Annotated in this window: 11 protein-coding genes and 1 riboswitch; of the genes, 6 read left to right on the top strand and 5 right to left on the bottom strand. The window is 73.4% G+C overall.

What is annotated here, in order from left to right:
* Positions 1–58: 58 nt before the first annotated feature.
* Positions 59–3,694 carry a cobaltochelatase subunit CobN gene (gene cobN, locus ACTWOL_RS19865; protein WP_474298098.1) on the bottom strand — a complete coding sequence of 1,212 codons (3,636 nt, stop codon included), beginning with the start codon at positions 3,692–3,694 and terminating at the stop codon, positions 59–61.
* 37 nt (positions 3,695–3,731) lie between these two features.
* Positions 3,732–3,864, bottom strand: a riboswitch (cobalamin riboswitch).
* 56 nt (positions 3,865–3,920) lie between these two features.
* On the opposite strand from cobN, the gene ACTWOL_RS19860 reads away from it, so the two are divergent.
* The 4 genes from ACTWOL_RS19860 (at position 3,921) to ACTWOL_RS19845 (ending at position 8,625) form a co-directional block, all read left to right on the top strand.
* Positions 3,921–5,261 (top strand): precorrin-3B synthase, encoded by a 1,341-nt coding sequence (locus tag ACTWOL_RS19860; RefSeq protein ID WP_474298097.1) that lies wholly within the window; start codon positions 3,921–3,923, stop codon positions 5,259–5,261.
* Positions 5,258–5,899, top strand: coding sequence for a precorrin-8X methylmutase (locus ACTWOL_RS19855; RefSeq protein ID WP_474298096.1), 642 nt, complete (start codon positions 5,258–5,260; stop codon positions 5,897–5,899). Before ACTWOL_RS19860 ends, ACTWOL_RS19855 begins: the two co-directional genes overlap by 4 nt.
* The gene (locus ACTWOL_RS19850) at positions 5,896–7,398 is read left to right on the top strand and encodes a precorrin-2 C(20)-methyltransferase (RefSeq protein ID WP_474298095.1); all 1,503 of its coding nucleotides are present in this window, start codon (positions 5,896–5,898) and stop codon (positions 7,396–7,398) included. The genes ACTWOL_RS19855 and ACTWOL_RS19850 overlap by 4 nt, the downstream gene beginning before the upstream one ends.
* A gap of 810 nt (positions 7,399–8,208) precedes the next feature.
* Positions 8,209–8,625, top strand: coding sequence for a VOC family protein (locus tag ACTWOL_RS19845; protein WP_474298094.1), 417 nt, complete (start codon positions 8,209–8,211; stop codon positions 8,623–8,625).
* An 85-nt stretch (positions 8,626–8,710) separates the two neighbouring features.
* Here ACTWOL_RS19845 and ACTWOL_RS19840 read toward each other — a convergent pair whose 3' ends face one another.
* Entirely contained in the window at positions 8,711–9,847 is a 1,137-nt protein-coding gene (locus tag ACTWOL_RS19840) for a cobalt-precorrin-5B (C(1))-methyltransferase (RefSeq protein ID WP_474298093.1), read from the bottom strand.
* An 11-nt stretch (positions 9,848–9,858) separates the two neighbouring features.
* On the opposite strand from ACTWOL_RS19840, the gene ACTWOL_RS19835 reads away from it, so the two are divergent.
* On the top strand, positions 9,859–10,611 hold the full coding sequence (locus tag ACTWOL_RS19835; protein WP_474298092.1) for a cobalt-precorrin-6A reductase: 753 nt from the start codon (positions 9,859–9,861) through the stop codon (positions 10,609–10,611).
* A 75-nt stretch (positions 10,612–10,686) separates the two neighbouring features.
* Here the strand turns inward: ACTWOL_RS19835 and cobM are convergent, their stop codons facing one another.
* Both cobM and cbiE read right to left on the bottom strand, forming a co-directional pair.
* Complete coding sequence (gene cobM / locus ACTWOL_RS19830; protein WP_474298091.1) at positions 10,687–11,436, bottom strand: precorrin-4 C(11)-methyltransferase; 750 nt, start codon at positions 11,434–11,436, stop codon at positions 10,687–10,689.
* Positions 11,433–12,689: a precorrin-6y C5,15-methyltransferase (decarboxylating) subunit CbiE gene (gene cbiE, locus ACTWOL_RS19825; protein ID WP_474298090.1), complete on the bottom strand. Its 1,257-nt coding sequence runs from the start codon at positions 12,687–12,689 to the stop codon at positions 11,433–11,435. The genes cobM and cbiE overlap by 4 nt, the downstream gene beginning before the upstream one ends.
* Positions 12,690–12,846: 157 nt before the next feature.
* Between cbiE and ACTWOL_RS19820 the strand changes: the two genes are divergently transcribed.
* Complete coding sequence (locus ACTWOL_RS19820; protein WP_474298089.1) at positions 12,847–13,404, top strand: Uma2 family endonuclease; 558 nt, start codon at positions 12,847–12,849, stop codon at positions 13,402–13,404.
* A 19-nt stretch (positions 13,405–13,423) separates the two neighbouring features.
* Here the strand turns inward: ACTWOL_RS19820 and ACTWOL_RS19815 are convergent, their stop codons facing one another.
* Positions 13,424–13,552 (bottom strand): DUF6126 family protein, encoded by a 129-nt coding sequence (locus ACTWOL_RS19815; RefSeq protein WP_474298088.1) that lies wholly within the window; start codon positions 13,550–13,552, stop codon positions 13,424–13,426.
* Positions 13,553–13,670: the final 118 nt, after the last annotated feature.

The raw sequence follows: 13,670 nt of genomic DNA, 5'->3' as shown, positions 1-13,670 counted from the left end.
GTAAGGGACGGGCCCATCCCGGCCCGGCCCGTACGCACCCGTGTGCGGGCTGCCGTCCTTACTTGCCGCCGTCTTCGCCGTCGTCGTCGCCCTCGAGGTCGCTCTCGGTCTCCAGGAACACCTGCCGCAGCGCCTCGACGACCGCGGGATCCGGCTTCTCCCACATCCCCCGGGACTCCGCCTCCAACAGCCGCTCGGCGATGCCGTGCAGCGCCCAGGGGTTGGCCTGCTGGAGGAACTCGCGGTTCTCCGGGTCCAGGACGTAGGTCTCGGTGAGCTTGTCGTACATCCAGTCGGCGACGACCCCGGTCGTGGCGTCGTACCCGAACAGGTAGTCCACGGTCGCGGCGAGCTCGAAGGCACCCTTGTAGCCGTGGCGGCGCATCGCCTCGATCCACTTGGGGTTGACCACGCGGGCGCGGAAGACCCGGGAGGTCTCCTCGACGAGCGTGCGGGTGCGGACCGTCTCGGGACGGGTCGAGTCGCCGATGTACGCCTCGGGGGCCGTGCCGCGCAACGCGCGGACGGTGGCGACCATGCCGCCGTGGTACTGGAAGTAGTCGTCGGAGTCGGCGATGTCGTGCTCGCGGGTGTCGGTGTTCTTGGCCGCGACCGCGATCCGCTTGTAGGCCGTCTCCATCTCCTCGCGTGCCGGGCGGCCTTCGAGACCGCGGCCGTAGGCGTAGCCGCCCCACACCGTGTAGACCTCGGCGAGGTCGGCGTCGGTGCGCCAGTCGCGGGAGTCGATGAGCTGGAGCAGGCCGGCGCCGTAGGTGCCGGGCCGGGAGCCGAAGATCCGCGTGGTGGCGCGGCGCTCGTCCCCGTGCTCGGCCAGGTCCGCCTGGGCGTGTGCCCGTACGTGGTTGACGTCGGCGGGCTCGTCCAGCGACGCCGCGAGCCGCACCGCGTCGTCGAGCAGTCCGATGACGTGCGGGAAGGCGTCCCGGAAGAAGCCGGAGATGCGCAGGGTCACATCGATACGCGGGCGGCCCAGCTCGTCGGCGGGTACGGGCTCGAGACCGGTGACCCGGCGCGAGGCGTCGTCCCAGACGGGGCGGATGCCGAGCAGCGCCAGGGCCTCGGCGACGTCGTCGCCCGCGGTGCGCATCGCGCTCGTCCCCCACAGGGAGAGACCGACGGAGGTGGGCCACTCGCCGTTGTCCGCGCGGTAGCGCGTGAGCAGCGAATCGGCGAGGGCCTGGCCGGTCTCCCAGGCGAGGCGCGAGGGGACGGCCTTGGGGTCGACGGAGTAGAAGTTGCGGCCCGTCGGCAGCACGTTGACCAGGCCGCGCAGCGGCGAGCCGGACGGGCCCGCCGGAACGAAGCCGCCGTTCAGCGCGTGGACGGCGTGGTCGAGCTCATCGGTCGTGGCGGCGAGCCGCGGCACGACCTCGCGCGCGGCGAAGCGCAGGATGTCGGCGACCGCCTGGCCGTGTCCCCCGGCGACGGAGTCCACCGCGGCCGGGTCCCAGCCGGCCTCCTCCATGGCCTCGACCAGGGCGCGGGCCCGGGCCTCGGCCTCGTCGGCAGTGGTGCGCGTCGCGGCGGACTCGTCCAGGCCGAGTGCCTCGCGCAGTCCGGGCAGCGCGGTCGTACCGCCCCAGATCTGACGGGCGCGCAGGATCGACAGGACCAGGTTGACCCGCTCGGCTCCGGTGGGCGCACCGCCCAGCACATGCAGACCGTCGCGGATCTGGGCGTCCTTGACCTCGCACAGCCAGCCGTCGACGTGGAGCAGGAAGTCGTCGAAGCCGTCGTCCTCGGGCCGCTCGTCCATACCGAGGTCGTGGTCGAGCCTGGCGGCCTGGATCAGGGTCCAGATCTGGGCGCGGATGGCCGGGAGCTTCGCCGGGTCCATCGAGGAGATCTGCGCGTACTCGTCGAGCAGCTGCTCCAGGCGCGCGATGTCGCCGTAGGAGTCGGCGCGGGCCATCGGCGGGACGAGGTGGTCGATGAGGGTGGCGTGGACCCGGCGCTTGGCCTGGGTGCCCTCGCCCGGGTCGTTGACCAGGAACGGGTAGACCAGCGGCAGGTCGCCGAGCGCGGCGTCGGGGGCGCAGGCCGCGGACAGGCCCGCGTTCTTGCCGGGCAGCCACTCCAGATTGCCGTGCTTGCCGAGGTGGATCATCGCGTCGGCGCCGAAGCCACCGTCGTCCTGCCGGGCCGCGATCCAGCGGTAGGCGGCCAGATAGTGGTGCGACGGCGGCAGATCGGGGTCGTGGTAGATCGCGATGGGGTTCTCGCCGAAGCCGCGCGGCGGCTGGATGACGATCAGCAGGTTCCCGCGGCGCAGGGCGGCGAGCACGATGTCGCCCTCGGGATTGCGGGAGCGGTCCAGGAACATCTCACCGGGTGCCGGGCCCCAGTGCCGTTCGACCTGCTCGCGCAGTTCGGCGGGCAGGGTCGCGTACCAGCGCTTGTAGTCGGCGGCGGGGATACGGACCGGATTGCGGGCGAGCTGTTCCTCGGTGAGCCAGTCCTGGTCGTGGCCACCGGCCTCGATGAGCGCCCGGATCAGCTCGTCGCCGTCGCCGGAGACCGTGCCCGGGATCTCCTCGGTGCCGAAGTCGTAGCCCTCGGCGGCGAGTCGGCGCAGCAGGGCGACGGCGGAGGCCGGGGTGTCGAGACCCACCGCGTTGCCGATGCGGGAGTGCTTGGTCGGGTACGCGGACAGCACGAGCGCGAGGCGCTTGTCGGCGTTGGGGATGTGGCGCAGCCGGGCGTGGCGGACGGCGATGCCGGCGACGCGGGCGGCCCGCTCGGGATCGGCGACATAGGCGGGGAGGCCGTCCTCGTCGATCTCCTTGAAGGAGAACGGGACGGTGATGAGGCGTCCGTCGAACTCGGGGACGGCGACCTGGCTGGCGGCGTCCAGCGGGGAGAGGCCCTCGTCGTTCTCCTCCCAGGTGCTGCGCGAACCGGTCAGGCAGAGCGCCTGCAGCACGGGCACGTCGAGCGAGGCGAGCGCGCCGGCATCCCACGCTTCCTCGTCCCCGCCCGCCTGGGCCTCGGCCGGCTTGGTGCCGCCGGCGGCGAGGACGGTGGTGACGATGGCGTCCGCGCCGCGCAGTCGGTCGAGGAGCTCGGGCTCGGGGGCGCGCAGCGAGGCCACATAGAGGGGCAGGGCCCGGCCGCCCGCGTCCTCGATGGCGTCGCAGAGCGCGCCGACGAAGGCGGTGTTGCCGCTCATGTGGTGGGCGCGGTAGTAGAGCACGGCGATCGCCGGGCCGTCCGTACCCCGCGGGGTGCGGTCGAGCGGGCCCCAGGTGGGTGCCGCGGCCGGGGGCTCGAAACCGTGGCCGGTGAGCAGGACCGTGTCCGACAGGAAGCGCGCGAGCTGCTCGAGGTTCTCCGGGCCGCCGTGTGCGAGGTAGGCGTGGGCCTCGGCAGCGATGCCGATGGGGACGGTGGAGGCCTCCATCAGCTGGGCGTCGGGGGCCTGTTCGCCGGTCAGGACCACGACCGGGCGGGTCTGGTCCGCGGCGAGGAGCACGTCCAGGCCCTCCTGCCAGGCGCGCAGGCCGCCGAGGAGGCGTACGACGACGAGGTCGGTGCCCTCCAGCAGACCGGGGACGTCCTGGACGGGAAGCCGGGAGGGGTTCGCGTAGCGGTACTCGACCGGACCCGCGGCGGCGCGGGCGCTGAGCAGGTCGGTGTCGGAGGTCGACAGCAGCAGGATCGTCGCGTGCGTCATCGCGTGCGCAGGCCTTCCTCGGGGTTTCCGCGCCCCGGGTGGTCGTGGTCGGCGGGAGTTCCTGACTCGCCGGGCCTTTTCGGGCCTGGCTCACAGTGGCGGGACCGCGCCGGATTTCCACCGGGCTTCCTCCCCGGGGTCCTGGGACCCCATGCCGTCTGCATAGTAGAGGTTGTTCCCCGACTGCAGGGCGGCCACCTGGAAGGACGTGGGTATGCTCGCCGCCATGCCGCCCACACCCACAAGCCCCGCAGACCCGGGCGAATCTCGCATACGGGACCGGGGCGACGCCTGTCCGGGAGCGCTGCGGCTGCATGGCGCGGAGGACGGGCGGCTGGCCCGACTCCGGCTCCCCGGCGGTCTTTTGACGGAGCGTCAACTCTCCGCGCTGGCCACTGCGGCCGAGGAGTTGGGGGACGGATCGCTCAGCATCACCTCCCGGGGCAATGTGGAGCTGCGCGGCCTCGGGGACGCCTGCGGGGGCCCGCTCGCCGCGCTGCTGCACCGGGCCGGCCTGTTGCCCTCCGACACCCATGAGCGGGTGCGGAACGTGGTGGCCTCACCGCTGGCCGGGCTGGACGGACTGGGGCACACGGACGTGCAGTTGTGGGCCCGGGAGCTGGACGCGCTGCTGTGCGCGGCGGACTGGGCGGCGGATCTGTCCGGCCGCTTCCTGTTCGCCCTGGACGACGGGCGCGGGGACGTGGCGAAGCTCGGCGCGGATGTGACGTTGCTCGCAGAGCCCGGCGGGACGGCGGTCGTCCGCATCGGCCGGAGCGCCTTCCGTGTGTCCTCCGAGGACGCCCCGCGCGCGGCCCTCGCAGCCGCCGGAGCCTTCCTCGAGGCGGCCCACGCCGCGGGGACCGGGGCGTGGCGCGTACGGGAACTGCCGTCTGGGCAGGACGTGCCCGTGGGCAGACATCTGGCACGGGCAGGGGTGCGGGCGGACACGCCGGCCGGCCCGCCGCACACGGCAGCGCGTCCGGCTCCCGGCCCCGTCGGCACCGATAGCCCCACCACACTCACGAGTCCCACCGGGCACGTCCGGCCGGAGCCCGGACTGGCCGAAGGGCCCCGCGGCACGGCGGTGTCGGTCGCCGCGCCCCTCGGGCGGCTCACCACCGCACAGCTGCGGACGCTGCTGCCGCTGCCCGTGGACGAGGTGCGGCTGACCCCCTGGCGCGGGATCGTCGTACCCGGCTTCGACGACCGCGAGGCAGCCGCGGCCCTGCTGGCGCGGCTGGCCGCCGCGGGGTTCGTCACCCGCGCCGACTCCCCCTGGTACGGGGTCGGCGCCTGCACCGGGCGGCCCGGCTGCGCCAAGTCGCTCGCCGACGTACGCGCCGACGCACGCTCCGCCGCCAGACCCGCACCCGGCCGCGGGCTTCCCGTGTACTGGTCCGGCTGCGAGCGGCGCTGCGGCCGGCCCCAGGGGGACTACGTGGACGTCGTGGCCACCACGGACGGCACATACCGGGTGAGCGTGGGCGGCGCCGGCGTCCCCGTACCGTCCCCGGCCGAGCTCGCCCGCACCGTCGCCACAACCCGTACCCGTACAACGAGATGAGCGAGAAGACCGTGTTCGACTACGAGAAGGACGGGGCGGAGATCTACCGCCAGTCCTTTGCCACCATCCGCGCCGAGGCCGACCTCGCCGCGCTTCCCGCCGACGTCAGCCAGGTCGCGGTGCGGATGATCCACGCCTGCGGCATGGTCGACCTGGTCCGCGATCTCGCGTACACGCCCGGGGTGGTGGCCCGCGCCCGTGAGGCCCTGCGCGCCGGTGCGCCGATCCTGTGCGACGCGCAGATGGTGGCCAGCGGTGTCACCCGCAAGCGGCTGCCCGCCGGCAACGACGTGATCTGCACGCTCTCCGAACCGAAGGTGCCCGCCCTCGCCGCCGAACTCGGCACGACCCGCAGCGCCGCGGCGCTCGAGCTGTGGCGCGACCGTCTCGACGGGGCTGTCGTCGCCGTCGGCAACGCGCCGACCGCGCTCTTCCGGCTCCTCGAGATGATCGAAGAGGGCGCACCCCGCCCGGCCGCCGTCATCGGCGTCCCGGTCGGCTTCATAGGCGCCGCCGAGTCCAAGGACGCGCTCGCCGCGCACCCCTCGGGCCTGGAACACCTGGTGGTACGCGGGCGGCGCGGCGGCAGCGCCATGGCCGCGGCCGCGATCAACGCGATGGCGAGTGAGGCAGAGTGAGCACCCAGCGGACCGGCCGTCTGTACGGAGTCGGACTCGGGCCGGGCGATCCGTCCCTGATGACCCTCCGGGCCGTCGAGGTCATCGCGGAGGCGGACGTCGTGGCGTACCACTGCGCCCGGCACGGGCGTTCCATCGCCCGCTCGATCGTGGCGAAGCACCTGCGCTCCGACCACATCGAAGAGCGCCTGATGTACCCGGTCACCACCGAGACCACCGACCACCCCGGCGGCTACCGGGGCGCGCTCGACGACTTCTACGAAGAGGCCGCGGAGCGGCTCGCGGAACATCTGGACGCCGGCCGCACCGTCGCCGTCCTCGCGGAGGGCGACCCGCTCTTCTACGGCTCGTACCAGCACATGCACAAGCGACTGGCGCACCGCTACCCGACCGAGGTCATCCCCGGCGTCACCTCGGTGAGCGCGGCGGCGGCACGGCTCGGGGAGCCGTTGTGCGAGGCGGAGGAAGTCCTGACGATCATCCCGGGCACCCTGCCCGAGGAGGAGCTGACGGCCCGTCTCGCCGGGACCGACTCGGCGGTGGTGATGAAGCTGGGGCGTACGTTCCCGGCGGTGCGCCGCGCGCTGCGGCGGGCGGGACGGCTCGACGACGCACGCTACGTCGAGCGCGCCACGATGGAGGGCGAGCGCACGGAGCGACTGGCCGACGTGGACCCGGAATCGGTGCCGTACTTCTCGGTCGCGGTGCTGCCGAGCCGTATCGACGAGGTGCGGCCGCAGACACGGCCGCAGGGCGAGGTCGTGGTCGTGGGCACCGGCCCCGCCGGACCGCTGTGGCTGACCCCGGAGACCAGGGGAGCGCTCGCGTCCGCCGACGACCTGGTGGGCTACACGACCTATCTGGAGCGGGTACCGGTACGCCCCGGGCAGCGCCGGCACGGCTCCGACAACAAGGTGGAGTCCGAGCGCGCCGAGTTCGCTCTGGACCTCGCGCGGCGCGGGCGCCGGGTGGCGGTGGTGTCGGGCGGCGATCCCGGCGTCTTCGCGATGGCCACGGCCGTGCTGGAGGTCGCTTCCCAGGAGGCGTACGCCGGTGTGCCCGTGCGGGTACTGCCCGGTGTGACCGCGGCGAACGCGGCGGCGGCCCGCGCGGGCGCGCCGCTCGGCCACGACTACGCGACCATCTCCCTCTCCGACCGGCTGAAGCCCTGGGAGGTCATCGCGGAACGCCTGTCGGCCGCCGCGGCCGCGGACCTCGTCCTCGCCCTCTACAACCCCGGCTCCCGCAGCCGCGTCTGGCAGGTGGCCAAGGCCCGCGAACTGCTGCTGGAACACCGCGCTCCCGACACCCCGGTCGTCGTCGCGCGCGACGTCGGCGGCCCGGAGGAGAGCGTGACGATCGTCCGGCTCGCCGAACTGGACCCGGCGGTGGTCGACATGAGGACGCTGCTGCTGGTGGGGTCGTCGCAGACGCGGACGGTGGTACGGGGCTCGGGCGAGCGGATCGCCTGGACGCCGCGCACGTACCCGGAGGGGTGAGGCGCGGGGTGCGCTGTGCCCTCTGCGGTGGGCGGGGCCGGTGTGTCCGTCCTCAATCGCCGGACGGGCTGGGGTGTGGCCGCTTTCCGGGTTGGGCGCCCGGGGTGTCCGTCCTCAAACGCCGGACGGGCTCAGGGGTGTGGGCGTGTCCGGGGCTGCGTCGGTGGGGTTGGTGCCGTTCCGGGGCTCGCGTCCTGGACGGCATGATTTACGTCGCGCCCCCTACCCATGCCGCGTAGTCACCGCCTGCGTCGGGGCGCAACACAAATCACGCTCTAGTGTCCCGGACACGACCCCTCCACGGCCCCTCACTCGCAGACGGGGGCCGGTCGCCCTCGGGGGCGTTGAGTGCGGCCCGAGCCGATCGGCACGGCTCCGCCCCGGCGCCCTGCCGTGCCCGGGACAGGGGGACTCGGAGGGGTCGTGTGCAGAGACACCAAAGCTCCCCCAGACTTCGTCCGGGGGGACCCCCATGGTGTCGCGCTACGACAGCGGTGCCTTCTTGGTTCGGGGTTGCGCGACGTAAATCATTCCGTCGTCGCATACGAGCCCCGCAGAGGCCCCCAACCTCACCGACAACGCCCCGGGCAAGCCCCGCACCCCAAGCCCGTCTGGGGGGTCCCCCCGGACGGAGTCTGGGGGAGATTGAGGACGGACACACCGGTTACCAACCCGGTACCGCACACCCCAAGGCCGTCCGCCGATTGAGGACGGACACCCCGCGCGCCAACCCGGAACGCCCCCACAACGCACCGCCGCGGTTAGTCTGCGGACATCCGACTGGTACTCCGCTTGTGGAGGTTGGTTCTCATGGTCTCGCGCCTCAACCCGTACATCAGCTTCGGCGGCGACGCCCGGCAGGCGATGGAGTTCTACAAGGAGGTCTTCGGCGGCACGCTGGCCCTGCACACCTTCGGCGAGTCCGGCGGCCAGGCCGGCGCACCGGAGGCCGACAAGATCATGCACGGCATGCTGGAGACCCCGAGCGGCTTCACCCTGATGGGCGCCGACGCCCCGCCCGGAATGCCGCACACGCCGGGCAGCAACTTCTCGGTCAGCCTCAGCGGCGAAGACGACGCCGAACTGCGGGGCTACTGGGAGAAGCTGTCGACGGGCGGCTCGGTGTCCGTGCCCCTGGAGAAGCAGATGTGGGGCGATGTGTTCGGTATGTGCACGGACCGTTTCGGCATCCCCTGGATGGTCAACATCAGCGAGTCGCAGGGCTGATCGGACGAGCGGGACGGCCGGCGCCGCGAGCGAGGGAGCGCGGACGAGGCGACCGCGGCGACAAGGCGCTCTGCCGCCGAGCCGGTCAGTCGTCCCGCGGGCCCTTGGGTGAGGAGCGCCCCACCACCGTCCCCGCGCGGTCGATGCACACCACGTCGACCGTGACCGGGGCACCGCGGAGGACCCCGAGGGCCTGGTCGCGGGCGGTCGCGGCCACCAGGTCGCCCAGCGGTACACCACGCGCCGCGCACAACTGGAGTGCGGCGAGGCCGGTGTTGGCGGACGCCACCCGGGCCGCGAGGTCCTCGTCCGCACCACCCGCACGTGCCAGCTCCGCCAGGAAGCCCTTGTCGACCTGCGAGCGGGCCGAGTGCAGATCCAGATGTCCTGCGGCCAGCTTCGACAGCTTGGCGAAGCCGCCGCAGACGGTGAGCCGCTCGACCGGGTGCCGGCGGACGTACTTGAGCACGGCGCCCGCGAAGTCGCCCATGTCGAGCAGGGCGTCCTCGGGCAGGTCGTAGAGCGAGACGACGGTCTTCTCGGACGTCGAGCCCGTACAGCCCGCGAGGTGCGTACGGCCCGCCGCCCGTGCGACGTCCACGCCCCGGCGGATCGAGTCGATCCACGCCGAGCAGGAGTACGGGACGACGATCCCGGTCGTGCCCAGGATGGACAGACCGCCCAGGATCCCCAGCCGCGGGTTCCAGGTGGAGCGGGCGATCTCCTCGCCGTGGTCGACGGAGACGGTGATCTCCGCGTCGCCCGTACCGCCGTGGCGCCCGGCGACGAGCGCGATGTGGTCGCGCATCATCTGGCGCGGCACGGGGTTGATGGCGGGTTCCCCGACGTCGAGCGGCAGTCCGGGGCGGGTGACGGTGCCGACGCCGGGCCCGGCGCGGAAGACCACACCGGAGCCGGGCGGCAGGAGCCGCACCGTCGCACGGACCAGCGCGCCATGGGTGACGTCCGGGTCGTCGCCGGCGTCCTTCACGACGCCCGCCATGGCGTGCCCGTCCGCCAGCTCCTCCGCGGCGAGGGCGAAGGCAGGGGTCTGGCCCTTCGGCAGCGAAATCGTCACCGGGTCCGGGAAGTCGCCGGTGAGCAGCGCGGTGTACGCGGCGGTCGTCGCCGCGGTCGCGCAGGCACCGGTGGTCCAGCCGGGCCGCAGACCGGTGTGCTTGAGTTGGGCGCTGCGTCCGCCCACGGGCGCCGGTTCACTCATGGAGGCCCCCCGTGCACGTCCTGATCCTCGGCGGTACGACGGAGGCGCGCGCCCTCGCCGAGTCGCTGCACGGGCGCGGGGAGCGGGTGACGACGTCGCTCGCCGGCCGGGTCGCGACGCCGAGGCTGCCCAGGGGCGAGGTACGGATCGGCGGCTTCGGCGGGGCGGAAGGCCTCACCGCCTGGCTGCGCGAGCACCAGGTGGACGTGCTCATCGACGCCACCCATCCTTTCGCCGGGACGATCAGTTTCTCCGCGGCGCGGGCCGCGGACCAGGCCCATGTTCCCCTGCTCGCGCTGCGCCGCCCCGGCTGGGTCCCCGCCGAGGGGGACGACTGGCGTGACGCAGGCTCCCTGGCGGAGGCGGCCGAGGCGCTGCCCGGGCTGGGCGAACGGGTCTTCCTCACCACGGGCCGGATGGGGCTCGCGGCCTTCGCGCACCTCGACGACCTGTGGTTCCTGGTCCGCTCCGTCGACCCACCGGAGCTCCCGCACCCCACCCGCATGGAAGTCGTCCTCGACCGGGGCCCCTTCGCTCTCGACGGCGAACGCGAACTCCTGCGCCGCCACCGCATCGACGTCCTGGTGACCAAGGACAGCGGTGCGGCGGCGACGGCCCCGAAGCTGACCGCGGCGCGTGAGGCGGGCATCCCCGTGGTGGTGGTCCGGCGCCCACCGGTACCGGAAGGGGTGCCGGCGGCGTCGACGGTGGAGGAGGCGCTGACCTGGGTGGAGGCACGGGGCGGTACGGGCACGGGGGCGTGACCGGGGCGCACCGCGGTGCGGCTCATCGCGCCGGGGGACCGGCGCACCGTCCGCGCCCCCGCCGCGGCCGGCGGCTCAGCAGACGTGCCGCTCCCGCGCCGGGTCGTACAGATGGCTGTCGCGGAACTGCGACGCGGCCAGCGTACGGCCCACGATGATCACCGCCGTCTTGGTGATCTCCGCCTCCTTCGTCTGCTCCGCGATGTCCTCCAGCGTCCCCCGCAGCACCACCTCGTCGGGCCTGCTCGCCATCGCGACGACCGCCGCGGGGCAGTCGGCCCCGTAGTGCGGCAGCAGCTCCGCCACCACGCGGTCGACGTAACGGGCCGCCAGGTGAAGCACGAGCAACGCGCCGCTGCGGCCGAGGGTGGCCAGGTCCTCGCCGGGCGGCATGGGCGTGGCCTGCTGGGCGATGCGGGTCAGGATGACCGTCTGGCCGACCGTCGGGACGGTCAGCTCACGCTTCAGCGCGGCGGCCGCCGCCGCGAACGCCGGCACACCGGGGACGACGTCGTACGGAATGCCCGCCGCGTCCAGCCGCCGCATCTGTTCCGCGACCGCGCTGAAGACCGACGGGTCCCCCGAGTGCAGCCGGGCCACGTCGTGGCCCTCCTCGTGGGCGCGGACGATCTCGGCGACGATCTGGTCCAGGTCGAGCCGGGCCGTGTCGACGAGACGCGCACCGGGCGGGCATTCGGCGAGCAGTTCGCGCGGGACGAGCGAGCCGGCGTACAGGCAGACCTGGCACGACGCGAGCATCCGTGCCCCGCGCACCGTGATCAGATCGGCGGCGCCGGGGCCCGCGCCGATGAAGTGGACGGTCATGAGGGTTCAGCTCCTGGTTGTCCTGGTTTGGTGACGGACCACTGGGTGACCGGCATCGCCTGGCGCCAGCCGGTGAAGGTGCCGACGGGGACGGCGTGGGCGACGGCGAGCCGCACCAGCTCGCCCCCGTGGCGCCGGTACCACTCGGTCAGCAGCGCCTCGGACTCCAGCGTCACGGTGTTGGCGACGAGCCGTCCGCCGGCGGGGAGGGCGTCCCAGCAGGCGTCCAGGAGGCCGGGCGTGGTGAGCCCGCCGCCGATGAACACCGCGTCCGGCGCGGGGAGCCCGGCCAGTCCTGACGGCGCGGCGGCGGTGACGACCCGCAGACCGGGCACACCGAGGGACGCGGCGTTGCGGCCGATGCGCTCGGCCCGTACGGCGTCCCGCTCGACCGTGATCGCCCGGCAGGTGCGGTGCGTCCGCATCCATTCGACGGCGATCGAACCGGAGCCGCCGCCGATGTCCCAGAGCAGCTCACCGGGCGCGGGGGCCAGCACGGCCAGGGTCGCGGCGCGCACATGGCGCTTGGTGAGCTGGCCGTCGTTCTCGTAGGCGCCGTCCGGCAGTCCGGGCACGGCCGACAGCCGCAGGGCCTCCGGCGCACGTACGCACTCGACGGCGACGAGGTTGAGCGGGTCGCCCGGCGGGTGCTTCCAGTCGTCGGCGGTGCCGTCGGTGTGGGACTCGCGCGCGGACCCGAGCTGTTCCAGGACGCGCATCCGGCTGGGCCCGTAGCCGCGCTCCCGCAGCAGGGCGGCGATCTCGGCGGGTGTCGCGGCCCCCGCGCTGAGCACCAGCAGCCGCCGTCCGTCGTGCAGCGCGGCGGCGAGCGAGGCGAGGGGCCTGCCGACCAGGGTCACGGTCTCGGTGTCCTCCAGAGGCCAGCCGAGCCGGGCGCAGGCGTACGAGACGGACGAAGGGTGCGGCAGGACGTGCAGGGCGTGCGCGCCGAGCTCATCGGCGAGCGCACGGCCGATCCCGTAGAACATCGGGTCGCCGCTGGCGAGGACCGCGATCCGGCGGCCGGCGTGCGCGGCGAGCAGGCCGGGTACGGCGGGGCGCAGCGGCGACGGCCAGGGCACGCGTTCGCCTCCGCACTCGTCGGGGATCAGGGCGAGCTGGCGCTCCCCGCCGATCAGTACGTCGGCGTCGCGGAGGGCGGCGCGGGTCGCCTCGGGAAGCCCGTCCCAGCCGTCGGCGCCGATCCCGGCGACGGTGACGGGGGGCCGGTGCGGGCGGGGGTCGGAGCTCACGGACGGGAACTCTACTGTTCCGGGGCCGGGGGATCGTACGGGTGTTCCCCGCCGCACCCGAGCGGGTTCGCAATCGGTGTGCGCGGGGCTGCGCGAATGCCGCCGTGTGGGAACGTGAACAGGTGACGTCACCCCGCGACCGGAGGGAGCGAGGCGCATGACCACCGCGCCTGCTGATTACACCGAGGGCATCGATCCCGAGCGCGCCCTGAAGTACGCCATCCAGAACATCCGGGGCGACCGTGCCCAGATCGTCGAAGGGATCATCGAGCAAGTGTCACCGGGGTGGGACCACGAAGTCGCGGCAGAGGTCATCCGCGACCAGATCAAGCCCCGCGCCAGGGAGATGGGCTGCGTCACCGGCTCGGGCAACCTGGATCTGCCGGGATCTCCCAACTGGTACATCCCCGACATCGCCGTTGTCCATGTCGACGACGCCAAGGGCGGCGGCGCGCTCGTACCCGATCAGACCCTGCTGATCGTCGAGGTCACCTCCGAGTCGAACGGCGAGACCGACCGCGTCGTCAAGCGCCGCCGCTACGCCGAGTACGGCGCCCCGCTCTACCTCCTGGTCGACCGCGTCGAGCGCAGCGTGACCCTCTTCTCGGAGCCGGGTCACCTCGGCTACACCCGGGTCGAGGGGCCACACCCCTTCGGGACCGCGCTGCGTCTGCCCGCGCCCTTCGATCTGGAGCTGGACACCGGCGAGCTGTGAGGCGCACTCGCGCCCGCGCTCACTTCTTGGCGTGCTCCCCGACATAGAAGAGGAGCCACACGAAGCCGGCGAAGAGGTGGGTCGCGAAGACGTAGACGAAGACGCGCAGGGCGACGCCGCGCTCCTTCCAGCGCTCGATGTCGCTCATGCGGGGCTCTCCTCCGGTGGCGGGTGGGCCGCTCCAGCGTACGGCGGAATAGATCCTGGGCCGCCTCCGTTCCAGCTGTCGGTTTAAAGTTAAACCAACTGGAACCCCTGGAGGCGAG

Source organism: Micromonospora sp. IBHARD003 (assembly GCF_056106285.1).
The sequence above is the reverse complement of the archived record's forward strand: the minus strand, read 5'-3'. Positions and strand labels throughout refer to the sequence as shown.